Consider the following 23,416-nt stretch of genomic DNA (forward strand, 5'->3'; position numbering starts at 1 on the left):
GGACGGGACGACGGGGCAGGACGTCTGTCGAAGGCGAGTAAGTAGCCTTACCGTGTGCTGATCGATTCGATGTACCCCAAGAGCTTCGCCAGCGACAACCACGCGGGCGTGCACCCGACCGTTCTGGAAGCCATAGCCGCCGCCAACCAGGGTGACGCGCCCGCCTACGGCGACGATCGGTGGACCTCGGTGTTCGAGGACAAGGTCAAGGAGGCGTTCGGCCCGGACGCCGAGGGGTTCGCGGTGCTCAACGGGGCGGGCGCCAACATGGTCGGGCTGTCGTTGACGCTCGGCCGCTACAGCTCGATTCTCTGCGCCGACAGCGCCCACATCGCCACCCATGAAACGGGGGCGGCAGAGCGCCTGCTCGGCGTCAAGCTGGTGACGATCCCCACCGAGCAAGGGAAGCTCCGCCCTGACGACGTCAAGTCCCAGCTGGGTGTGATCGGCAATCCGCACATCCCTCAGCCCTCGGTCGTCTCCATCTCTCAAGTCACCGAGCTCGGCACGTGCTACTCCCCCGACGAGATCGCCGCCCTCGCGGAGACCGCACATGAGGCGGGCCTACGCCTCCACGTGGACGGCGCCAGGCTCGCCAACGCCGCCGCCTATCTCGACTGCGACCTGAAGTCCATCACTGCGGATGCCGGTGTTGACGTGTTCAGCTTCGGCGCCACCAAGAACGGCGCTCTCGCCGCAGAGGCGGTGGTCATCCTTGACTCCTCACTGGCTCCGGGCATCCCGTACCTCCGCCGCCAGTCACTCCAGCTCGCCTCGAAGATGCGTTTCATCTCGGCTCAACTGTCGGCGCTGTTGACGGACGACCTCTGGCGCGCGAACGCGTCGCACGCCAACAAGATGGCCGCCCGGCTCGCGGATGGCCTAGCCGATCTGCCCGGCGTCTCCCTGACCTACCCGGTCCAGTCCAACGCCGTCTTCGCCACCCTTCCGCCCGCCCTCGCGGAGAGCCTCAGGAGCCGCTACCTCTTCCACTACTGGGACGAGCCTGCAGGCGTCGTCCGGTGGATGACCGCCTTCGACACGACCCCGGAACACGTGGACGACTTCCTGGGCGATCTCCACAAGGCCGCCGTCACGTAGGGACCGCAACCACGCCAGCCGCTGTTTCACGTGAAACACGCTGCCACCCGGCTCCCTGTTTCACGTGAAACAGCGGCCGAGGACGGATTGGCCCCACACCATCGACCGTGGGAGGCACAGGGACAGTGGGGCGCCACGTTTCACGTGAAACACAGGCTTCGAGCCTGAGCCGCATTGGTTTCACGTGAAACACAGAATGAGAAGGGGTCAGTCTTCGGCTTCCCGCATGGCGCGGACCGCCTCCGGCGCCATGGTGCCGATGATGCGCTCAAGGTCGTCGATGGTGGCGAACTCGACGACGATGCGGCCCTTGCGCCGCCCCAGGTCCACCTTCACCTTGGTCTCGAAGTGATCCGAGAGGCGGTCGGCGAGGTGCGTCAGGCCGGGGGCCGTGGGCTTTGCCACCTGGCGTTCGCGAGTGGGCTTCTTGGCCGCCTTGGCGCTCCCCATCGCCACGATCTCCTCCACCGCCCGCACCGAGAGGAGCTCCGCCACGATGCGCTTGGCCAGCTGTATCTGCTCTTCTGGGCTGCTGAGGCCGAGGAGCGCCCGGGCATGACCCGCGCTGATGACGCCGGCGGCCACCGTGCGCTGGACTTCGGGAGGGAGGTTCAGGAGGCGGAGGGTGTTGGTGATGTGCGAGCGAGAACGGCCGACCCGCTGGGCCAGCTGCTCGTGCGTCGCCTGGAAGTCATCGAGGAGTTGCTGATAGGCGGCGGCCTCTTCGAGGGCGTTCAGTTGCTCCCGCTGGAGGTTCTCAATGAGCGCGTCCCGGAGGAGATCGGTGTCCTGGGTGTTGCGGACGATCGCCGGAACCGCGTCCAACCCGACCTGCTGGCACGCTCGCCAGCGCCGCTCCCCCATGATCAACTCGTACTGGCCGCCTCCGACCGGCCGGACCACGATCGGCTGCAGGAGACCGACCTCCCGGATGGAGGCCGCCAACTCCTCAAGACGCTCCTCGTCAAAGACCTCACGCGGCTGGCGCGGATTGGGGACGATCGCGTCGAGCGCGACCTCCTTGAAGTACGCTCCGGCGATCGGCTTCGGACCGGTCTCCCCCGTTGAACCGTTCGACGGAGCCGGCACCGTCCCCGAACCGTCAACAATGGGACCGGTCGGGATGAGCGCCCCGAGCCCCTTGCCCAATCCCCGCCGCTGCTGACTCACTGCGTCTCCTCATCCACCCGGTCGATTCCGGTCACTCCAGGAGAGGTTACCGTTGCACGCCCCGCCCGGTGCCCCCTCGCCACACACGGACCGGCGGTATTTACACCGACACGGCCACAAACCCACCCGCCAACCGACCAACCTGACCCACCGGACGACCGCCTCCGACCACGTCCACCTACGAAGCCCTCATTCCACCGCCTCAGGAGCGTGGTGTTACGGACCGTCGCAGCGCGGGCGCATCGCTTCACGGGCGCGCAGCCCGGCTGTGCCGTCCTCATGATGCGGGCGTCGGCGGCGGGGAGCAGCGCAACGCCGTCTCGGCGTCGGCGGTGGGGCTCGCACTGTCATCATGGCGGTGCGCCGCGCCGCCTCAGCGGCGTAGGTCGACGCCGTCAAGGTGGCAGCAGCTGGCGCGTCTCCGTAGTCATGCGCCGCCTCAGCAGCTTAGGTCGACGCCGTCATCGTGCAGCAGCTGGCGCGTCTCCATAGTCGTGCGCCGCGCCGCCTCAGCGGCGTAGGTCGACGCCGTCTCCTTGGCAGCGGGCGGCGCCGTCTCCGTAGTGATGTACCGGCGCTGCCGCCGTGGTGGCGATGGGCCCCGGGCGTTGGTGCGGCGGAGGACTCTCGTCAGGTGTGCTGCGGGGCTCCCGCCCGCACGCGAAAACACCGCGACTGCATGCAGTACATCCGTGGCGGCACACAGGCGGGCCCGGTGGAACGGGCCGGGATGGGTGTGCTCTCTCGGCGTGGGTTCAGAGTCGAAGAGGGCGGCGGGAGAGGGCGGTCGGTCAGGAGACGACGGCGCGGTGGGCGATTTCGCGGGCCGCGTCCATGTACGCCATCGCCCCGCTCGACCCCGGGTCGTAGGTCATCACCGACTGCCCGTAGCTGGGCGCCTCGGACAGGCGGACGCTGCGCGGGATCACCGTGTTGAGCACCGTGTCACCGAAGTGCGCCCGCACCTCCTCCGCCACCTGCGAGGCCAGACGGGTGCGCCCGTCGTACATCGTCAGGACGATGGTCGAGAGCTTCAGCGTCGGGTTGAGGTGGGCCCGGATCAGGTCCACGTTCCTGAGGAGCTGCCCGAGTCCCTCCAGGGCGTAGTACTCGCACTGGATGGGGATCATGACCTCGTCCGCCGCCACCAACGCGTTCACCGTCAGCAGGCCGAGCGACGGCGGGCAGTCGATCACGATGTAGTCCAGCTCGACCGCGTCGTACGCCGCCAGCGCGCGCCGCAGGCGGGCCTCCCGAGCCACCAGGGAGACCAGCTCGATCTCCGCGCCCGCCAGGTCGATGGTGGCCGGTGCGCAGTAGAGGTTCGGCATGTCGGGGACCTGCTTGACGATGTCCGCCATCGGAAGGTCGTCGACGAGGACCTGGTAGACGTCCGGCACGTCCCCTCGGTGCTCCGTGGCCAGGGCCGTGGAGGCGTTGCCCTGGGGGTCGAGGTCCACCACGAGGACGCGCTGGCCGTGCATGGAGAGCGCGGCGGCGATGTTCACCGACGTGGTGGTCTTGCCCACGCCGCCCTTCTGGTTGGCCACCGCGATCACCCTGGTCTTGGGCGGGCGAGGCCAGGAGCCGTCCCCGTCGCCGGGGGTCTGGGCGGCGGTGGGGGTTGCAGATGTTTCACGTGAAACCACTGAGCTGAGCGCCTCTCGTACCAACGGCGAATCGCCGGGGTTCAGGGGGGTCTGGGTCACGATGGCCATCCTTTCAACCAGTGGTGTGCCGGTGTCGGGAATTGGCTGTCGCGACACGCCCTTTTCGGGCCAGCCAACCCCGCTTGGACTCTCGGACGGACGGCTGCCCGGCCAGCCAAGACCGCTTGACGCGACTGGCACAACCGTCACCTCCCTCGTCGCCGCCTGGCCCGCTCCGGCGCGCGACCCGCTACCACCCGAACCAGTGTTGCCGGCGGCTCGACCTTACCGCGCCCGACCGTCACGAGCTCGGCCGATCGGGCTCCGATGGCCCGCAATTGGGGCTCCGCCTCGGCGAGCTCCTCGGCGGCGCGCTCCCCCTTCATGGCGATCAGCTCGCCACCCTCGTGGAGCAGCGGCATGGCCCACTTCAGGAGGCGGTCGAGCGGCGCGACCGCGCGAGCGCTGGCGACGTCGAACTCGCGCTTGCCCGCCAGCTCCTCCGCCCGCCCGCGCAGCACCTCGACGTTGTCGAGCTTGAGCGCCTCGACGCACTCCTCCAGGAAGACGGTACGGCGGAGCAGCGGCTCGAGGAGCGTGACCGTGATGTCCTGGCGGACGATCGCCAGCACGAGCCCTGGCAAGCCGGCGCCGGACCCGATGTCCACCAGGCGCACGTCCGGCGGCACGGCCTCGGCCACGACCGCGCAGTTGAGCAGGTGGCGGTCCCAGATCCGGGGCACCTCACGCGGGCCCAGCAGCCCGCGGACCACGCCGGGCCCCACCAGCAGCTCGGCGAACGCGTTCGCGCGATCCCAAGCCTCCCCGGCGAAGACGTCCCGCGCTATGTCCGGCGGCGCCGGAAGCTCATCGCTCACTGGTCGGTGGCCCTTTCTGGGACTGATCCGTCCTGGTAGGCGGGCAACAGCCCGGTGTTGATCTAGATGCGGGGTGGTCTCTACTCAAGGCTAGAGGTGAGATCACAGTGGAAGACTAGCGGGCCGGTCTGAAGGCGACCTTTGAGCACGCCGCCGTCGGTATGGCGAGATCCGAGCCGGAGAACGTTAACAAGGCGCATACGCGCCTATACGCGGTTTCGGCGAACGTACAGGGATAAAAGAGTGCAAATGCGAAACGGCCGTCCACCTCGCGTGCGAGCGGGCAGACGGCCGGATCGAATGGCGTAACACTCCTCAGGCGGGGAGGACCACCACGTAGCGGTGCGGCTCCTCGCCTTCGGACTCGCTGCGGAGCCCGGCGGCCGCCACCGCGTCGTGGACGATCTTGCGCTCGAAGGGCGTCATCGGCTGCAGCGACTTCGGCTCGCCCCGGTCCTTGACCTGGTTGGCAACCTCGGTGCCGAGCTTGGTGAGCTCGGCCCTGCGGCGCTCGCGATAGCCGCCGACGTCGAGCATCAGCCTGGAGCGCTCGCCGGTCTGCCGGTGCACGGCCAGGCGGGTCAGCTCCTGCAGCGCCTCCAGGACCTCTCCCCCGGGGCCCACGAGCTCGTTGCCCTTGAGACCCACGACGGAGACCATGGCGCGGTCTCCCTCGACGTCCATGTCGATGTCGCCGTCGATGTCGGCGATGTCGAGAAGGCCCTCGACGTAGTCGGCAGCGATCTCGCCTTCCTGCTCCAGCGCGTTGAGATCCGGAGCCTTCTCCTGCTCGGCCTCGGTCATGGCCGGCCTCTCCTTCGTGTTCAAGACTTCTTGCTGCCGGTGCGCTTACTGCGGGACTGGCGGCTTGGCTGCTGCCTGACGATCTTAGGCTCAGGCGGGGGCGGAGGCGCCTGCTCTTCCGGCGTGGTCTTGCGGAGCTTGGTGATCAGGCCCGGCTTGGACTGCACGGGGATCTGGTTGCCCTTGGCGTCGAACTGCGGCATCGGGTGGCGGCTGTAGAACCAGTGCTGCTGGCCGAGCGTCCACAGGTTGGTGGTGACCCAGTACATGATCAGACCGAGCGGGAAGTTCAGGCTGAAGAAGGCGAACAGCGGCGAGATGTACATCAGGATCTTCTGCTGCTGCGCCATCGGGTTGTCCGGCATCTGGGCCATGGAGCGGGTGACGCTCTGCCGGACGGTGAGGAAGGTGGTGCCCGAGCTGATCGCGACGAAGATACCGATGACGATCTTCTCGCTGACGTGGGCCGCCTCGAAGAAGGTGGAGGGAAGCGGGGCGCCCAGGATGAGGGCCTGCTTGGCGCTGTCGACCAGCTCCTGCGTCATCCCGAACTTCGGCTGGTCCGCCGCGATCGCCCGCAGCACCGTGAACATCGAGATGAAGATCGGGAACTGGGCCACGACGGGGAGGCAGCCGCCCAGGGGGTTGGCGCCCGCTCCTTGGTAGAGCGCCATGACCTCCTGGTTCATGCGCTGCTTGTCGTTCTTGTAGCGCTTGCGAAGCTCCTGGACCTTCGGCGCCAGCTCCTGCATCTTTCGCGACGAGCGCATCTGCTTGAGGAACAGCGGGAAGATCAGGATCCTCATGCAGACCGTCAGCGTGATGATGGTGAGCGCCCACGTCAAGCCGCTGTTAGGGTCTAGGACCGTGCTGTACCCCTGGTGGATCCAGGTGATGACTTGGGCGACGGCTGTGTACAGCCAGTTGAGCCAGGACAGCTCCACCGAGCTATCTCCCTTGCGTTTCGTGGGACCGGACCGGGCGTGGGGGCACCGGGTCTATACCTCCGGGATGGAATGGGTGGCACCGCCCGATGCGCCGGACAGTCAGCCAAGTGCCGCGCAGTGCTCCGTGCGTGGCGATCGCCTCGAGTCCGTACGCACTGCACGACGGGTAAAAGCGGCAGCGTGGACCGAGCATCGGGCTGATGAAGGCCCGGTAGAACCGGATCGGGATGATCAGTGCCCGAGCGGCGAAGCTCGGTGTCACCCCTTGCGGTTGCTCCGTCATCTCTGTCCACCCGTCGAGGACTCGCGCCGCCTGAGCAGACGTTCCAGCGCGGAGTCGAGCTCGGCGGCCAGGTGCTCGAATCGCGCGGACGCGGCCGGTGGGTTGGCGCGTACCACCAGCAGGCTACCTCGCGGCAGCCGGTCGAGACGGTCCCGCATCAGGTGTCGGAGCCGTCGCTTGACCGTATTACGGGTCACGGCGCCACCGACGGCCTTGCTCACTACGAAACCCACCCGAGGGGACTCTTCCCCCGAAATGGCAAAATGCACCACCAGAGTCGGGCGACCTGCGCGCTTGCCGCGCCTGACCGCCGCCTCGAACTCCTCCCCGCGCCGCATGCGGGATTGACGGGACAGCACCGTATACGCCTAACGCCCGCCGGCGAGATCCACCGGCGGGCCGAAAACGCGTGGGACGGTCAGGCCGACAGCTTCTCGCGGCCCTTGCGGCGACGGGAGGCGAGGATGGCGCGACCGGCCCGGGTGCGCATCCGCAGCCGGAAGCCGTGGGTCTTCGCGCGGCGACGGTTGTTCGGCTGGAAAGTACGCTTGCTCACGGGTGGGCTCCAGGCTTGATGGTGCGCCGCAAAGGCGCTTATACACACATGGATGGCCTGCCAGGGAAGCGAGGGCACGCGAAATAGCCGTCGCGTGACAAGCCGACCGTCGTACGTTACGGGGGAAGCACCGTCCAGGTCAAACTGAACGGGTTATCCACCTTTCCACAGGCGACTTTTCCACCGCCAGACCACCGTCCACAGTATGTGCACCCAGGTACCACTAGGCTGTGGACAACGCTTGAACACAGCTGTGCACATAGATACTGTCGGCCCTCCCGGAGCCGCTCAAAGGCTGTGCACAACTTGTGGATCTCCTGTGGAGGACCTGGGCACGGAGCCCGGCCTCCACGCTGTGGACGAAGGGGCCGCCGATCACAGCGCGCGGCCGCGCATGTGGATAAACGATCGCGGGGGGCCGCGAGAGGAAGGAGGGGAACCGCACCATGAACGGTGTCGACCTCGGCACGGTATGGGCGAGGGCCCTGAACAACTTCCTCAACGAGAACGTGCCGATCCAGCAGCGCACGTGGCTGGGCATGGTCCGCCCGATCGCGCTGGCCAACGACACCATCGTGCTCGGCGTCCCCAACGACTTCCTCAAGGACCTCATCGAGGGCAAGCTGCGTCCGCTCGTGGCGCACGCGCTGTCGCAGGAGCTCGGCCAGAACATGCGGCTGGCCGTGATGATCGACACCACGGCGCCGGAGCAGCCGTCGCGCGACACTCATCAACAGCCTGTGACTCAGGGTTATCCCCAGACTGTGGAGAGTCAGCTGCGTTACGCACAGCCCGCGCAATCGCAGCACCAGCAGGCCTCCGAGCCGCCGCAGTTCTATTCTCCACAGCCTGAGCAGCCCCAGATATCCACCGAATATCCACAGCAGGGCTTCTCTTTTGAACAGGCGCAGTCGTACACACCGCCTGTGGAGAAAGAGCCGGAGCCGGCGCCGAACCGGTGGGAGGCGAAGAGCACGAAGCCCAGCGAACCGGCCCGGCTCAATCAGAAGTACACATTCGAGACATTCGTCATCGGGGCCAGCAACAGGTTCGCTCACGCGGCGGCCGTGGCCGTGGCCGAATCCCCCGCAAAGGCGTACAACCCGCTCTTCATTTACGGCGACTCGGGGCTGGGGAAGACGCACCTGCTGCACGCGATCGGGCATTACGCACAGAGCCTGTACGACGGCGCGCGGGTCAGATACGTGAGCTCCGAGGAGTTCACCAACGACTTCATCAACAGCATCCGCGACCACAAGGCCGACGGCTTCCGCGGCCGCTACCGGGCGATCGACATCCTGCTTGTGGACGACATCCAGTTCCTGGAGGGCAAGGAGCAGACGCAGGAGGAGTTCTTCCACACCTTCAACACGCTCCACAACGCCAACAAGCAGATCGTCATCTCGAGCGACCGCGCGCCCAAGCAGCTGACCACGCTGGAGGACCGGCTGCGCAACCGGTTCGAGTGGGGCCTGATCACGGACGTGCAGCCGCCCGAGCTGGAGACCCGGATCGCGATCCTCAGGAAGAAGGCCATCCAGGAGGGCCTGGCCGCGCCGCCCGAGGTGCTGGAGTACATCGCCAGCCGCATCTCCACCAACATCCGCGAGCTCGAGGGCGCCCTGATCAGGGTCACCGCGTTCGCCAGCCTCAACAGGCAGGGTGTGGACCTGCAGCTGGCCGAGGTGGTGCTCAAGGACCTGATCACCACGGAGTCCGACACCGAGATCACCATCGCCGCGATCATGACCGAGACCGCCCAATACTTCGGCATCAGCATCGAGGACCTCTGCGGCACCTCGCGCAGCCGGGCGCTCGTCACCGCCCGGCAGATCGCCATGTATCTGGCGCGTGAGCTGACCGAGTTGTCCCTGCCCAAAATCGGCCAGCAGTTCGGCCGCGACCACACCACCGTCATGCACGCGGAGCGGAAGATCCGCTCGCTCATCGCCGAGCGCAGGTCGATGTACAACCAGGTCAACGAGCTGACTTTGCGTATCAAGCGGACATCCCGCGGGGCCTGAGCGTCATGCACAGCCTGTGGAAAACACTGTGGATCTGCGGAAACGCCAAATCCCGGCGGCTCTTCGCCACACAATGCCCGAAAAAATCCCCCACAGGTCCTGGGGACAACTCTGGGGACACCCTGGGGAGAACCTGGGGACTACTCGTGGATAACGTGTGGACGGCCTGTGAACAGGCGATCTGGGACTCCAGGGGTGTCCGTTTTACCCCGTGGACAACCTGTGGAAACCTCGTGGATAACCCCCCGATGTCAGTGGATGAAGGCACCAAGATCTGGGGACGGCCTGTGGGTGAAATCTCTCCATCCCCAGGCGCGCGAGTTCTCCCCAGGCGTCACCCACATCCCCAGTGGATGAAAACAGGGCCACTGACCAGCCGGAACGTCAGTTGTCCCCAGTTTCCACAGCCCCTAGTGTGATGACCTCTTCTATCTCTAACTAAGAAACTCAAAGACCCATAGAGGGTTCTCCCGGAGCTCAGGTGCGGGAGAGTGAAGACTTGAATCAACGACGAACCCAGGAGGCTGATCACCGTGATGTTCCGAATCGAGCGAGACGTCCTCGCTGAGGCGGTGGCATGGACGGCACGCAGCCTCCCCGCGCGCCCGTCGGTGCCCGTCCTCGCGGGCATGCGCCTGGAGGTCACCGATGAGCAGCAGCTGAAGCTGTCCGGATTCGACTACGAGGTCTCCGCCGAGGTGACGCTCGAGCTCCACACCGGCGAGCCCGGTGTCGTGCTGGTCTCCGGCAAGCTGCTCGCCGAGATCACCCGCTCTCTTCCTGCACAGCCTGTGGACTTCGTGGTGGACGGCGCCAAGGCGGTCGTCACCTGTGGCAGCGCCCGATTCACACTCCTCACCATGCCTGTGGAGGACTACCCGTCCCTCCCGGCCATGCCGCCGGCCGCCGGGCGGGTGGGCAGCGACGTGTTCGCCTCCGCCGTCGCCCAGGTCGCCGTCGCCGCGGGCCGGGACGACACGCTGCCGATGCTCACGGGCGTGCGGATGGAGATCGAGGGCGACACGGTGACCCTCGCCGCGACCGACCGCTACCGGCTCGCCGTACGCGAGCTGAAGTGGCAGCCGGGCCAGCCCGACTTCGCCGCCATCGCGATGATCCCCGGCAAGACCCTCGCCGACACGGCCAAGGCGCTCGGCACGACCGGCGCTGAGGTGGAGATCGCGCTCAGCTCCGCCGGCGGCACCGGCGAGGGCATGATCGGCTTCTCCAGCGCCGGGCGGCGGACCACGACCCGGCTGCTCGACCCCGAGTTCCCCAAGTACCGCTCGCTGCTGCCCACGGAGTTCTCCGCCCGTGCGGACCTGTCCACAGGGCCGTTCGTCGAGGCGGTCAAGCGCGTGGCCCTGGTCGCCGAGCGCAACACCCCGGTGCGGCTGGCGTTCAAGAGCGGCGAGGTCGTGCTGGAGGCGGGCAGCGGCGACGAGGCGCAGGCCGTCGAGGCGCTCCCGGTCGACTACGAGGGCGAGGAGATGAACATCGCCTTCAACCACCAGTTCCTGCTGGAGGGGCTGGGGGCCATCGACTCCGACATCGCGCGGCTCCAGATGACCACATCGACGAAGCCCGCTATCCTCACGGGTGGCAAGCCTGTGGAGGACGGAGCCGCTACGGACTACCGTTACCTGATCATGCCCATCCGCCTGTCAGGCTGAACCTGTCATCGGGGATGATGGAAGTCTGACAAGGGGGTAGACAACATGCAGATCGGCATGGTCGGACTTGGCAAGATGGGCGGCAACATGGCCGAGCGCCTGCGCCGCGGCGGCCACGACGTCATCGGCTACGACCGCGATCCGGCGATCAGCGACGTCTCCAGCCTGAAGGAGCTGGTCGAGCGCCTGCAGGCGCCGCGCGCGGTCTGGGTCATGGTCCCCGCGGGCAAGCCCACCCAATCCACGGTCGACGATCTCGGCGAGCTCCTCGACACGGGCGACATCGTCGTCGACGGCGGAAACTCCCACTACGTCGACGACCAGAAGCACGCGGCCGAGCTGAGCGAGAAGGGCATCGGCTTCGTCGACTGCGGCGTCAGCGGCGGCGTGTGGGGCCTCCAGAACGGCTACGCGCTCATGTGCGGCGGCGACCAGTCCAACGTCGAGCGGCTGATGCCGATCTTCGAGACGCTCAAGCCCGAGGGCGAGGACGGCTTCGTCCACGCGGGCGACGTCGGCGCCGGGCACTTCGCGAAGATGGTCCACAACGGGATCGAGTACGGCATGATGCAGGCGTTCGCGGAGGGCTGGGAGCTGCTGGAGGCCTCCGACGTCGTCAAGGACGTCAAGGGCTCCTTCAAGAGCTGGCGCACGGGCACCGTGATCCGCTCCTGGCTGCTCGACCTGCTGGTGCGGGCGCTCGACGACGACGAGCACCTCGACCAGCTCCGCGGTTATGCACAGGACTCCGGAGAGGGCCGGTGGACGGTGCAGGCCGCTGTGGACCACGCGGTCCCGCTGCCGGTCATCACCGCCGCGCTGTACGCCCGGTTCGCCTCGCGGCAGGACGACTCGCCCGCGATGAAGGCGGTCGCGGCCCTGCGCAACCAGTTCGGCGGCCACGCGATCACTTCGGCGGAGGGCAGCACCGGCAAGGGCGCCGACTCGCCGGGCGCCGACGTGGTGCCGCCGCGCGAGACCGAGCGTCGGTGACCACAGCCATCCCCGGGGCGCACTAACCTCGTGGGGTGCATGTCGCCCACCTCTCGCTGACCGACTTCAGGTCGTACGCGTCCGTGGAGCTCGGCCTGGAGCCGGGCGTCACGGCGTTCGTGGGGCCCAACGGCCAGGGCAAGACCAACCTGGTCGAGGCCCTCGGCTACGTCGCGACGCACTCCAGCCACCGGGTGTCGAGCGACGCGCCGCTCGTGCGCAGGGGCGCCACGCGGGCGATCGTGCGCTGCGCCGTCCACAGGGACGACCGGCGGGCGCTGATCGAGCTGGAGATCAACCCGGGGCGGGCCAACCGCGCCAGGCTCAACCGCTCCCCCGTCTCGCGGGCGCGCGACGTCATCGGCCTGCTGCGCACGGTGCTGTTCGCCCCCGAGGACCTCGCGCTGTCCAAGGGCGACCCCGCTGAGCGCCGCCGCTTCCTCGACGATCTGCTGGTGGCCAGGGCGCCCAGGTTCGCCGGTGTGCGCGCCGACTACGACCGTGTGCTCAAGCAGCGCGGCGCGCTCCTCCGTACGGCCGCGCAGGCCCGCAGAGGCAGCAGGAGCGCCCGGCGGGCGGAGAGCGACACCGCGTTCGCGGCGGCGGGCGCGGGCGACGTGCTGAGCACGCTGGAGGTGTGGGACGCCCACCTCGCCAGGCACGGCGCGGAGCTGCTGCGGGCGCGGCTGGAGCTCATCGAGGCGCTGCGCCCGCTGGTGTCCGGCGCGTACGCCGCGCTCGCCCCGGGGAGCGCCCCCGCGACGCTGGCGTACCGCAGCACGTTGTCCACAGGTGGAGACACGGATGAGGACGGCCGGGACGGTGAAGCCCCCGGTGAGCGGGGATCTTTCGATACACAGACGTTATCCACAGACTTGGGGAAAACCCTTGAAGAACGGCTGCGGGAGCGGCTATTGGAGGTCCGCTCGGCGGAGCTGGAGCGAGGCGTCACGCTCGTCGGCCCGCACCGCGACGACCTGATACTCGGCATCGGCGACCTGCCCGCGCGCGGCTATGCCAGCCACGGCGAGTCCTGGTCGTTCGCCCTGGCGCTGCGGCTGGCGGCGTACGACCTGCTCCGGGCCGACGGCGGCGATCCCGTGCTGATCCTCGACGACGTGTTCGCCGAGCTCGACAGCCAGCGCAGGCGCCGGCTCGCCGAGATCGTCGCCCCCGCCGAGCAGGTGCTCATCACCGCGGCCGTGCCGGCCGACGTCCCCGCGGAGCTGGTGGGGGCCAGGTTCGACGTCGCTGAAGGGAGCGTGAACCGTGTCCGTTGACGACAATCCCGCGGCCCGGGGCGCCGCGATGGCCCGCGAGAAGCTCGCCCAGGCCAAGGCCGACGCGGCCAAGCGCGGCCAGCTCCCCCGGCGCGAGCCCAGGCGCAAGGCCGGGCCGCGCAGGGAGGCCGGCGATCCGCAGCTCTTCGGCCGCGCGATAGCCGACCTGCTGGCCGATCGCGGCTGGGAGCGGTCGGCGGCCGTCGGCGGGGTTTTCGGACGCTGGATCGACATCGTGGGCCCTGACCTGGCCGCCCACACCAAGCCCGAGTCGTTCGAGGACGGCGAGGTGCTGATCCTGGCCGACTCGACGGCGTGGGCGACGCAGGTGCGGCTGCTCGCCCGCACCCTCGTACGCAGGCTGAACGAGGAGCTCGGCGACGGCACCGTCACGAAGGTCAAGGTCAGAGGCCCGCAGAACGCGCCGAGACCGTCGGGCGGGTTGAGGGTGACCGGAAGCCGGGGCCCGGGCGACACCTACGGATAGGACGTGTGGTTGGGCTCCAGGGGCGATCAGAAAGCCGCAGACGCGATAAGCCCCCTTTCCGGAGGGGGGATGCTGGACTGGGGGCAAAACGAGCTACAGCGCATCACAGGCGCGTTCCTTGCCACCATCGGGCTCCGGACCCGGTAGAATGAAGACGGATTCCGGACACGTCCGCTTGCGTGTCACCCCGGCAGCAAACCGACTCCCCTGGGTGACCGCGCATCGGGGCACTCACGACGGTGACGGGCACGGTAGGGGCAGCTTTGTATTTGATCGCCTCCCCCGCCGCGTGTCCGCGGCAGGAGGATTTTGCAGTTGTCCTACGACGCTAGCTCTATCACCGTACTCGAGGGGCTTGAGGCGGTTCGCAAGCGCCCGGGTATGTATATCGGCTCCACCGGTGAGCGCGGCCTGCACCACCTCGTCTACGAGATCGTGGACAACGCGGTGGACGAGGCCCTCGCCGGCTACGCCTCCAGGATCGACATCACGCTCTTGGCCGACAACGGCGTACGCGTGGTCGACAACGGCCGTGGCATCCCCACGGGCATCCACCCGGTGGAGAAGCGCTCCGCCGTCGAGGTCGTGCTGACCACGCTCCACGCGGGCGGCAAGTTCGACAGCCAGTCCTACGCGGTCTCCGGAGGCCTCCACGGCGTCGGCTCGGCCGTCGTCAACGCGCTGTCCACCGCCATGGACGTCGAGGTCAAGCAGAACGGCCACTACTGGCGCCAGCGCTACGAGCACTCCAAGCCCGTCGCGCCGCTGGCCAAGGGCGAGGGCACCGACGAGACCGGCACCACGATCACGTTCTGGCCCGACCCCGACGTCTTCGAGACCACCACGTGGAACTACGAGACGCTCTCGCGGCGCTTCCAGGAGATGGCCTTCCTCAACAAGGGCCTGACGATCACGCTGACCGACGAGCGGCCCGACCACGTCAACGGCGAGCCCCTGACGGTCGAATACCACTACGAGGGCGGCCTGGCCGACTTCGTCCAGCACCTCAACACCAAGAAGGAGCCGGCGCACGCGTCGATCGTCTCCTTCGAGGAGGAGGGCGACGGCATCGCGGTCGAGATCGCCATGCAGTGGAACAACTCCTACTCGGAGTCGGTCTACACGTTCGCCAACACGATCAACACCGCGGAGGGCGGCACCCACGAGGAGGGCTTCCGCGCGGCGCTGACGACGATCGTCAACCGCTACGCGCGCGAGCAGAAGTTCCTCAAGGAGGGCAAGGACGACAACCTCAGCGGTGAGGACGTCCGCGAGGGGCTGACCGCGATCATCTCGGTCAAGCTGTCCGACCCGCAGTTCGAGGGCCAGACCAAGACCAAGCTGGGCAACACCGAGGCCAAGTCGTTCGTGCAGAAGGCCTGCAACGACCACCTGCGCGACTGGTTCGAGCGAAACCCCGGCGAGGCCAAGGACATCATCAACAAGTCGCTGCAGGCCTCGCGCGCCCGCATCGCCGCCCGCCAGGCCCGCGACCTGACCAGGCGCAAGTCGCTGCTCGAGTCGGGCAGCGGCCTGCCGGGCAAGCTGGCCGACTGCCAGTGGAACGACCCGGAGAAGTGCGAGCTCTTCATCGTCGAGGGCGACTCGGCCGGCGGCTCGGCCAAGGGCGGCCGCGACTCGCGCTTCCAGGCGATCCTGCCCATCCGCGGCAAGATCCTCAACGTCGAGAAGGCGCGGATCGACAAGGTCCTGAAGAACAACGAGGTCCAGGCGCTGATCACCGCCCTGGGCACCGGCGTGCACGACGAGTTCGACATCGCCAAGCTGCGCTACCACAAGGTCATCCTGATGGCCGACGCCGACGTCGACGGCCAGCACATCAACACGCTGCTGCTGACGCTGCTGTTCAGGTTCATGAGGCCGCTGATCGAGGCCGGTCACGTCTACCTGTCGTGCCCGCCGCTCTACAAGATCAAGTGGGACCGCAAGGGCGAGGACGCCTCGTACGCCTACTCCGACAGCGAGCGCGACGCGGTCATCGCCGAGGGCATCGCCAACGGAAAGGCCGACCCCCGGCCGCGCGACAACGTGCAGCGCTTCAAGGGCCTCGGCGAGATGAACGCGAGCCAGCTCTGGGAGACCACGATGAACCCGGAGACCCGGCTGCTGAGACTGGTCACACTCGACGACGCGGCGCAGGCCGACGACCTGTTCAGTGTGCTCATGGGCGAGGACGTGGAAGCCAGGCGCGAGTTCATCATCCGCAACGCCCGCGACGTGCGCTTCCTCGACGTTTAAGGACATTTACCTGTGACGGACGTGAACACCACTCCCCCGGCTGAACGCATCGAGCCGGTGGACATCCAGTCCGAGATGCAGCGCAGCTACATGGACTACGCGATGTCGGTCATCGTGTCCAGGGCGCTGCCGGACGTCCGCGACGGTCTCAAGCCGGTGCACCGGCGGGTGCTTTACGCGATGTACGACGGTGGCTACCGTCCCGACCGCGGCTACTTCAAGTGCGCCCGCGTCGTCGGTGACGTGATGGGCACCTACCATCCCCACGGCGACACCTCGATCTACGACGCGCTGGTACGCCTGGCGCAGGACTGGTCGATGCGTTACCCGCTGGTCGACGGGCAGGGCAACTTCGGCTCGCCCGGCAACGACCCGGCGGCGGCGATGCGCTACACCGAGTGCAAGCTCGCGCCCATCGCCATGGAGCTGCTGCGCGACATCGACAAGGACACCGTCGACTTCCGCCCCAACTACGACGGCAAGTCGCAGGAGCCCGACGTCCTGCCGGCGCGCTTCCCGCAGTTGCTGGTCAACGGCTCGGGCGGCATCGCCGTCGGCATGGCCACCAACATCCCGCCGCACAACCTGCGCGAGGTCGCGGCGGCGGTCAAGTGGGCGCTGGAGAACCCGGAGGCCAGCGAGGAAGAGCTGCTCGAAGCGGCGATCAGGCTGGTCAAGGGTCCCGACTTCCCCACCAAGGCGCTGATCGTCGGCCGGCGGGGCATCGAGGACGCCTACCGCACCGGGCGCGGCTCGATCACCATGCGCGCCGTGGTCGAGGTCGAGGAGGACAAGGGGCGGCAGGCGCTCGTCGTCACGGAGCTGCCGTACCAGGTCAATCCCGACAACCTCGCCCTCAAGATCGCCGAGCTGGTGCGTGAGGGCAAGCTGGCCGGCATCGCCGACGTACGCGACGAGAGCTCCTCGCGGGTCGGGCAGCGCCTGGTGATCGTGCTCAAGCGCGACGCGGTCGCCAAGGTCGTGCTCAACAACCTGTACAAGCACACCCAGCTGCAGGACACGTTCGGCGCCAACATGCTGGCGCTGGTCGACGGGGTGCCGCGTACGCTCCGGCTCGACCAGTTCATCCGGCACTACGTGGCGCACCAGATCGAGGTCATCGTCCGCAGGACCCGCTACCTCCTGCGCAAGGCCGAGGAGCGCGCCCACATCCTGCGTGCGCTGCTGAAGGCCCTGGAGCGGCTCGACGACGTCATCGCCCTCATCCGGGCCTCCGAGTCCGCCTCGCACGCCCAGCAGGGCCTCATGGCGCTCCTGGAGATCGACGAGGTGCAGGCGCAGGCCATCCTCGACATGCAGCTGCGCAAGCTGGCCGCCCTGGAGCGGCAGTCCATCCAGGACGAGTACGACGCCCTGATGACGCAGATCGCCGAGTACAACGCGATCCTGGCCAGCGAGGCCCGGCAGCGCGAGATCATCGGCGAGGAGCTCGGCGAGATCGTCGGCCGCTACGGCGACGACAGGAAGACCGAGATCATCGCCTACGACGGCGACATGTCGATCGAGGACCTCATCGCCGAGGACGAGATCGTCGTCACGATCACCCGGGGCGGCTACGCCAAGCGCACCCGTACCGACCTCTACCGGGCGCAGAAGCGCGGCGGCAAGGGCGTACGCGGTGCACAGCTCCGCCAGGACGACATCGTCGACCACTTCTTCGTCACCACGACCCACCACTGGCTGCTGTTCTTCACGAACAAGGGCCGGGTGTACCGGGTCAAGGCGTACGAGCTGCCGGACGCCGGGCGCGACGCGCGTGGCATGCATCTCGCGAACCTTCTGGCGATGCAGCCCGACGAAACAGTCATGGAGGTTCTCGACCTACGCGACTACGACGTCGCCCCCTACCTCGTCCTGGCCACCCGCAGTGGGCTGGTCAAGAAGACGCGCCTGTCCGAGTACGACTCCCCCAGGACCGGCGGTCTGATCGCGATCAACCTGCGGGAGGACGACGAGGTCATCGGAGCCCGCCTGGTCTCCGAGAACGACGACCTGCTGCTGGTCTCCAAGGGCGCCCAGTCGATCAGGTTCACCGCCTCCGACGAGGCGCTGCGGCCCATGGGCCGCGCGACCAGCGGTGTCATCGGCATGAGGTTCCTCGAGGGTGACGAACTTCTCGCCATGAATCGGATGGCCGATGGTCAAGATGTGCTTATCGCCACGGAGGGTGGGTACGCAAAACGGACGCCAGTGGAGCAGTATCCAGTTCAAGGACGTGGCGGTAGGGGAGTGCTTACTGCGAAAATCGTGTCTTCCCGTGGCAAGCTGGTCGGAGCCGTCATGGTCAACCCAGAGGACGAGGTCTTCGCGATCACGTCCGCCGGCGGGGTGATCCGGACGAGTGCCGGCGAGATCAAGCAGTCCGGCCGCCAGACCATGGGAGTGCGATTGATGAATCTCGCTGAAGGCGACAGCGTGGTGGCCCTCGCCCGGAACGCGGAGTCGATGGAGACTTCGGTGGAAATTGAGGAAAACGGGGGAGGAGAGTAGTCCATGAGCGCCCAGGGTGGCCCCGCCAGGACAAAGGCGGCTTCGGGTAACGGACAGCAACCGAAGAAGCCCAACCAATCCGAGACATTCGGCGCGGTCGACGACAGCAAGGACACGAAGCCCGCGCAGTCTGCGCCGTCCTCGCAGCCTGCACAGTCCGGGCCGTCCGCGCCGCCTGCGCCGGGCAAGCCAGGTCCGGCCGGTCCGGCCGGTCCGGCCAAGGAGGACGCGCGGTCGTCGGCTCCCGCGTCCGCGCCCCCTGCGGAGGGTGGCAACGAGACGGTCCGCCTGCGTCCGTCGCTGGCCACGGAGGCACCGCCTGCGGTCGAACTGACCGGCAAGAAGAAGTCGTCCAGCGCCTCGGGGGCCCGCCTCCCCCGCAAGGCCCACCTGGTCCTGCGCCGCGTCGAGCCGTGGTCGGCCATGAAGTTCAGCTTCGTGGTCTCCCTGGTCTGCTTCGTGGTGCTGTTCGTGGCGGTGGCCGTCCTGTACGGCGTGCTGTCGGCCCTGGGCGTGTTCGACTCGCTGGTCGACCTGGTCAACCAGCTCGGCCAGGGCGAGCAGGGACAGAACTCGATCCCCATCAACATCGCCTCGTGGTTCGAGCCTGTGCGGATCCTTGGCTACACGGCATTGATCGGGGCTGTGAACGTCGTACTGATCACGGCGCTTTCGACGTTGGGGGCGGTCATCTACAACATCGCCTCTGACCTGGTCGGAGGCGTCGAGGTCACCTTCAGCGAGGCCGAGTAGGCGGGGCTGCTCGCGCCGGGACCGAGCACGGGAACGGCGCGAGCAGCACTCCGGAGGCGGTAAGCTTTTCCTCGTCCGAACAACCGGTTCGCCTCCTTCCTGCGGATGCGATAACGTTCGGTGTGCGCGGGGCTATAGCTCAGTCGGTTAGAGCGCTTCCCTGATAAGGAAGAGGTCCCAGGTTCAAGTCCTGGTAGCCCCACCCAGTTTCACCAGCTCAGAGGCTAGATCCCGAGGTTGCGGATCTGGCCTCTTGATCGTTTGACCGTCATTTGACCGTCGCGCTGAACCTCGTGACCGTGCACTGCCGTGTTCAAGTTGATTCGCGGTTCTACGGGTTGACTGGTTCTCGGCGTATCCGGGTCCCCGCCGTTCGGTCGATGAGCCGTAGCAACACGCCAGAGTGGTCCTATGGATCTAGCGCTCCCCCGCCCCGACGGTCTCGAGGAGGCCGCGTGGGCATCGATCGAGAGCTATCGAGTCCGGCTGGAGAAAGCGATCCGGGATAACGACCAGGCGCTGATACTGGGCACCGTCAAGGACCTCGCAGAGGTCTCAACATCATGTTTGCTCGCCTGGACGGCAGCAAGGTGGAGTGGATCGACGGCCGTCGTGGGCTCGTGGAAGTGGTGCTGTTGGCCACCGGCTACCGCCCCATCCTTGACTACCTCGCACCATTGGGAGCGCTGACCAGCAACGGTCGCACCATCAGGCGGGCGGGCTCTCGAGCACGCCGCGGTCTCGGCAATCTCGGGCTGGAGTGACAGCGCACCCCGGCCTCCAACAGCCTGCGCGGCGTCGGCGCCGATGCCCGCTCCCTCCTGCGCCAGCTGACTCTCGCCAAAACCTTGCCTGTTTCGACAAGCTTCTAATTTGGCATATATCTAATCAATGCGGCATACTGTCGATTGCTTAGACCAACTTCTATTCAAGGGGATGGCGGCGCGCTTCGCCTCTGCTGCTCGCCCCTGGAGTCCCATCTCATCTGGGAGAACACTCATGAGTGATGGATGCTGCGGCACCACCGCGATCGAGATCGAGCAGTTCACCGGGGCCGAGCAGACCGGCGCCCTGCCCGTGGTCGTGATCGGCGCGGGCCCTGTCGGACTGGCCGCCGCCGCCCACCTGGCCGAGCGCGGCCTGGACTTCCTCATCCTGGAAGCCGGTGACCAGGTCGCCGCATCGGTCGCCAAGTGGGGGCACGTGCGGGTGTTCAGCCCGTGGAAGTACAACATCGACGCCGCCGCACGCCGTCTCCTGGAGGGCGACGGCTGGAGCGCCCCCGACCCCGGCTGGCTGCCCACCGGCGCCGAGCTCGTCGACGACTACCTCGCCCCGCTGGCCAAGCTGTTCGGCGACAAGGTACGGCTGAACGCGAAGGTCACGGCGATCAGCCGACACGGCTACGACCGGGTCCGCACCGCCGGCCGTAATGAGGCGCCGTTCCTCATCCGTCTCGAAAGCGGCGAGGAACTCCAGGCCCGCGCGATCATCGACGCCTCCGGCACCTCCACCACTCCCAACGTGCTCGGCGCCAGCGGACTGCCCGCCCACGGCGAATCCCGGATCGAGGTCGACCACGCGCTGCCGGATGTGCTCGGCACCGACCGCGACAGGTACGAAGGCAAGCGTGTCCTGGTCGTCGGCGCGGGCCATTCGGCCGCCACCACCCTGCTGGCGCTGGCCCAGTTGGAGAACACGCCGATCACCTGGGCGATCCGGGCCGGCAACCCCAGCCGCACCTATGGCGGCGGCGAGGCCGACGCGCTGCCCGCTCGTGGCGCGCTCGGCACCCGGCTGCGCGCCCACATCGAGTCAGGCCGCATCCACATGGTGACCGGCTTCTTCACCCACCGCCTGCACCAGACTGGCGATGGGATCGAGGTGGTCAGCAAGGATCCGTCCGGCCACGAAAAGACCGTCATCGTGGATCGGGTCGTGGCCGCGACCGGCTACCGCCCGGACCACTCCATCGCCGGCGAGCTCCGCCTGGACCTGGACCCGATCCTGGGCTCCACCCGCGCGCTGGCCCCGCTGATCGACCCCAACGCCCACTCCTGCGGAACCGTGCCCGCCCACGGCGTCGACGAGCTCGCTCACCCCGAGCCCGGCTACTACGCCGTCGGCGTCAAGAGCTACGGCCGCGCTCCGACCTTCCTCATGGCCACCGGCTATGAGCAGGTCCGTTCGGTGGTCGCGGCACTGGCCGGTGACTGGGACGCCGCCCGCCAGGTCCAGTTGGAGCTGCCCGAGACCGGAGTATGCTCCTCGTCCCTGGCCGAGGCCCAGGAGCAGCGCGTGGGACTGGCCCCCGGGATCAGCGGCGGCCTGCTGGGCACCGAGCTGCCGCTGGCGACCGTCTCCACGTCAGGCAGCTGCTGCGGCTGACCACCAAGGCAAGGCATTTCAGAGCATTCGCGTTGTTCAGCCGTCGCCACCTACCATTTAGACGACCGTCGAACTATGCAGCGGGGCAGCAACGACCGGATCGGGGAGTATCGCCGTGAGTCTCGGGGACAACCAACTCAACCAGGAGTGCTGTGCGCCCATTGCTCGCGCTCCGCTGTCGGAGGCCGACGCCGCCGAGCTGGTCGTGTTGCTGAAGGCGGTCGCCGATCCCGTACGGCTGCGTCTGCTGTCGATGATCGGCTCGCACCCTGGGGGCGAGGTCTGCGTGTGCGACCTCACTGCCGCCTTCGATCTGACCGCACCGACGATCAGCCATCACCTCAAGGTGCTGCGCACAGCGGGCCTGATCGACAGCGAGCGACGGGGCACGTGGGTCTATTACTGGATCATCCCAACGGCGGTGGCTCGGCTCGGCGAGCTCTTCACTCCACTCGCTGAGCCGGTCGCCGGATAGAGACAGCCAGCGAGAGCTTGCACGGTAGAGCAGCTCATGCCGCGATGTCCGCAGCCAGAGGGATCTCCGCCTCCACCGCGATCCTGTTAGCGACCGGTGGACGGTCCGCCCAGGTTTCGAGCCCCATCCGGTGTACTGGGTGACCTGGATTGGCGCCGCCTCGTTCGCGGCCCGCCATGGCGCCCACCTGCTGCGGCTGTCAGAGATGGCCCGCCTGATGGACGGCATGGAGGCCACCAACGCCGACTACGCGGCGGCGACACCGTGGACGTTGTTCGGGACGACGTACCGGCCGGCGCCATCCACCACCTGCTCGGCAACGTGCAGGTGTGGTGCGCCGACGGCCCGGATCAGGCCGACGGGCCCGTGAGCAGGTGGCTGACCGGGGCCGTGGCGTCGGCATCCGCTTCATCGCCGACGATCCGGACCATCGGATGCCGGCCGACCTGGTGGCCGGGGTACTGAACGCACGGATGAACGGCCTGGTTGAGCGCAGCCTGCCCTTGAGCGTGCTGAACGGCCACGTGGTCACCGCGTTCACACGGTCACAGGCCGATGTTGGACTTGGCGCCCATGTAGGAGCCGGCGCCGGGCCAGCCGGCCTGCGCCAGCTCGACGAAACGCGAGGAGAAGCCGATCGACGGCAGATTGGCCAGTGGCACGAACCGCACGCCGCGGATCGGCGCCGTGTCGGCGCCCTCGGCGACCGCGCCCACACTGCCGCCGACCCGGGTGGCCTCGAACGTCAGGTGCACGACGTGGGTACCGCCACCGGGCAGGTGGTCGCACACGTACAGAAGCCGGCCGACCTCCACGTCGATGCCGGTCTCCTCGCGCATCTCCCGCATCAGGGCGTCGCCGATGGGCTCGCCCGGCTCGACCTTTCCGCCGGGCAGCGACCAGGAGCGGCCGGTGTCGGTGTCCTGGTCCAGGAGCAGAATCCGGTTGTCCTCGATGACGACGCCCGTGACGCGTACCTTCACCCGGGCACCGTATCCGGCAGGCCGCGCCCTGGACGGGGGTAGGCGCGGTCACGGGTAGTGATCGCCGCGGCGGGCGGCGCTGACGATCAGCTTTGGGTAGTGCGGGGATACCGCCGGACGGGGATCTCAGTCGATCGGCTCGCGATGCACCCACTCGACGAGATCGTCGGACGCGAGCGCCCGCACGCGCGCGGCGTACCGG

General features: G+C 67.8%; 22 protein-coding genes and 1 tRNA gene. 14 read left to right on the plus strand and 9 right to left on the minus strand.

The genetic code is table 11. From position 1 onward, the window contains the following. Positions 1-54: 54 nt before the first annotated feature. Positions 55-1,101 carry a low specificity L-threonine aldolase gene (locus AB0H84_RS30830; RefSeq protein ID WP_357611736.1) on the plus strand — a complete coding sequence of 349 codons (1,047 nt, stop codon included), beginning with the start codon at positions 55-57 and terminating at the stop codon, positions 1,099-1,101. A gap of 207 nt (positions 1,102-1,308) precedes the next feature. On the opposite strand, the gene AB0H84_RS30835 is transcribed toward AB0H84_RS30830, so the two are convergent. The 8 genes from AB0H84_RS30835 to rpmH form a co-directional block, all read right to left on the minus strand. Continuing rightward, positions 1,309-2,271: a ParB/RepB/Spo0J family partition protein gene (locus AB0H84_RS30835; protein WP_357611739.1), complete on the minus strand. Its 963-nt coding sequence runs from the start codon at positions 2,269-2,271 to the stop codon at positions 1,309-1,311. Between the two features lie 791 nt (positions 2,272-3,062). Continuing rightward, entirely contained in the window at positions 3,063-3,980 is a 918-nt protein-coding gene (locus tag AB0H84_RS30840) for a ParA family protein (protein ID WP_357611742.1), read from the minus strand. 146 nt (positions 3,981-4,126) lie between these two features. Then, the gene (gene rsmG / locus AB0H84_RS30845) at positions 4,127-4,798 is read right to left on the minus strand and encodes a 16S rRNA (guanine(527)-N(7))-methyltransferase RsmG (RefSeq protein ID WP_357611745.1); all 672 of its coding nucleotides are present in this window, start codon (positions 4,796-4,798) and stop codon (positions 4,127-4,129) included. Positions 4,799-5,113: 315 nt separating this feature from the next. Then, a complete protein-coding gene (locus tag AB0H84_RS30850) occupies positions 5,114-5,602 on the minus strand; it encodes a R3H domain-containing nucleic acid-binding protein (protein ID WP_344999698.1) in 489 nt (162 codons plus the stop codon). Positions 5,603-5,622: 20 nt separating this feature from the next. Next, on the minus strand, positions 5,623-6,546 hold the full coding sequence (gene yidC, locus AB0H84_RS30855) for a membrane protein insertase YidC (protein ID WP_357611748.1): 924 nt from the start codon (positions 6,544-6,546) through the stop codon (positions 5,623-5,625). 4 nt (positions 6,547-6,550) lie between these two features. Next, positions 6,551-6,832, minus strand: a complete 282-nt coding sequence (yidD, locus tag AB0H84_RS30860) for a membrane protein insertion efficiency factor YidD (protein WP_349447690.1) — start codon at positions 6,830-6,832, stop codon at positions 6,551-6,553. Beyond that, positions 6,829-7,191, minus strand: a complete 363-nt coding sequence (gene rnpA, locus AB0H84_RS30865; RefSeq protein WP_357611751.1) for a ribonuclease P protein component — start codon at positions 7,189-7,191, stop codon at positions 6,829-6,831. The genes yidD and rnpA overlap by 4 nt, the downstream gene beginning before the upstream one ends. Positions 7,192-7,250: 59 nt before the next feature. Further along, positions 7,251-7,388, minus strand: coding sequence for a 50S ribosomal protein L34 (gene rpmH, locus AB0H84_RS30870; RefSeq protein ID WP_020547366.1), 138 nt, complete (start codon positions 7,386-7,388; stop codon positions 7,251-7,253). 446 nt (positions 7,389-7,834) lie between these two features. On the opposite strand from rpmH, the gene dnaA reads away from it, so the two are divergent. The 13 genes from dnaA to AB0H84_RS30935 all read left to right on the plus strand — a co-directional run bounded on the left by dnaA (position 7,835) and on the right by AB0H84_RS30935 (position 22,601). Further along, the gene (gene dnaA, locus AB0H84_RS30875; protein WP_357611754.1) at positions 7,835-9,412 is read left to right on the plus strand and encodes a chromosomal replication initiator protein DnaA; all 1,578 of its coding nucleotides are present in this window, start codon (positions 7,835-7,837) and stop codon (positions 9,410-9,412) included. A gap of 533 nt (positions 9,413-9,945) precedes the next feature. Then, on the plus strand, positions 9,946-11,085 hold the full coding sequence (gene dnaN, locus AB0H84_RS30880) for a DNA polymerase III subunit beta (protein ID WP_357611757.1): 1,140 nt from the start codon (positions 9,946-9,948) through the stop codon (positions 11,083-11,085). Between the two features lie 45 nt (positions 11,086-11,130). After that, on the plus strand, positions 11,131-12,078 hold the full coding sequence (gene gnd, locus AB0H84_RS30885) for a phosphogluconate dehydrogenase (NAD(+)-dependent, decarboxylating) (protein ID WP_357611760.1): 948 nt from the start codon (positions 11,131-11,133) through the stop codon (positions 12,076-12,078). A 35-nt stretch (positions 12,079-12,113) separates the two neighbouring features. Beyond that, a complete protein-coding gene (gene recF, locus AB0H84_RS30890; RefSeq protein ID WP_357611762.1) occupies positions 12,114-13,358 on the plus strand; it encodes a DNA replication/repair protein RecF in 1,245 nt (414 codons plus the stop codon). Then, on the plus strand, positions 13,348-13,845 hold the full coding sequence (locus tag AB0H84_RS30895; RefSeq protein WP_357611765.1) for a DciA family protein: 498 nt from the start codon (positions 13,348-13,350) through the stop codon (positions 13,843-13,845). The genes recF and AB0H84_RS30895 overlap by 11 nt, the downstream gene beginning before the upstream one ends. Before the next feature lie 336 nt (positions 13,846-14,181). Beyond that, positions 14,182-16,104 carry a DNA topoisomerase (ATP-hydrolyzing) subunit B gene (gyrB, locus tag AB0H84_RS30900; protein ID WP_357611803.1) on the plus strand — a complete coding sequence of 641 codons (1,923 nt, stop codon included), beginning with the start codon at positions 14,182-14,184 and terminating at the stop codon, positions 16,102-16,104. 12 nt (positions 16,105-16,116) lie between these two features. Continuing rightward, a complete protein-coding gene (gyrA, locus tag AB0H84_RS30905; RefSeq protein WP_357611768.1) occupies positions 16,117-18,615 on the plus strand; it encodes a DNA gyrase subunit A in 2,499 nt (832 codons plus the stop codon). A gap of 3 nt (positions 18,616-18,618) precedes the next feature. After that, positions 18,619-19,368 carry a DUF3566 domain-containing protein gene (locus AB0H84_RS30910; RefSeq protein ID WP_357611771.1) on the plus strand — a complete coding sequence of 250 codons (750 nt, stop codon included), beginning with the start codon at positions 18,619-18,621 and terminating at the stop codon, positions 19,366-19,368. 128 nt (positions 19,369-19,496) lie between these two features. Further along, positions 19,497-19,570: transfer RNA gene (locus tag AB0H84_RS30915), tRNA-Ile, on the plus strand. A 361-nt stretch (positions 19,571-19,931) separates the two neighbouring features. Continuing rightward, on the plus strand, positions 19,932-20,132 hold the full coding sequence (locus AB0H84_RS30920; RefSeq protein WP_357611774.1) for a hypothetical protein: 201 nt from the start codon (positions 19,932-19,934) through the stop codon (positions 20,130-20,132). A gap of 235 nt (positions 20,133-20,367) precedes the next feature. After that, on the plus strand, positions 20,368-21,756 hold the full coding sequence (locus AB0H84_RS30925) for an FAD-dependent oxidoreductase (RefSeq protein WP_357611777.1): 1,389 nt from the start codon (positions 20,368-20,370) through the stop codon (positions 21,754-21,756). A 115-nt stretch (positions 21,757-21,871) separates the two neighbouring features. Continuing rightward, positions 21,872-22,231 carry a metalloregulator ArsR/SmtB family transcription factor gene (locus AB0H84_RS30930; protein WP_357611780.1) on the plus strand — a complete coding sequence of 120 codons (360 nt, stop codon included), beginning with the start codon at positions 21,872-21,874 and terminating at the stop codon, positions 22,229-22,231. Between the two features lie 139 nt (positions 22,232-22,370). Further along, complete coding sequence (locus AB0H84_RS30935) at positions 22,371-22,601, plus strand: hypothetical protein (protein ID WP_357611783.1); 231 nt, start codon at positions 22,371-22,373, stop codon at positions 22,599-22,601. Positions 22,602-22,776: 175 nt separating this feature from the next. Here the strand turns inward: AB0H84_RS30935 and AB0H84_RS30940 are convergent, their stop codons facing one another. Next, entirely contained in the window at positions 22,777-23,214 is a 438-nt protein-coding gene (locus AB0H84_RS30940; protein ID WP_357611786.1) for an NUDIX domain-containing protein, read from the minus strand. Between the last annotated feature and the right edge of the window lie 202 nt (positions 23,215-23,416).

Origin of the sequence: Nonomuraea sp. NPDC050786, assembly GCF_040654115.1 — a bacterium.
GTDB lineage: Bacteria > Actinomycetota > Actinomycetes > Streptosporangiales > Streptosporangiaceae > Nonomuraea.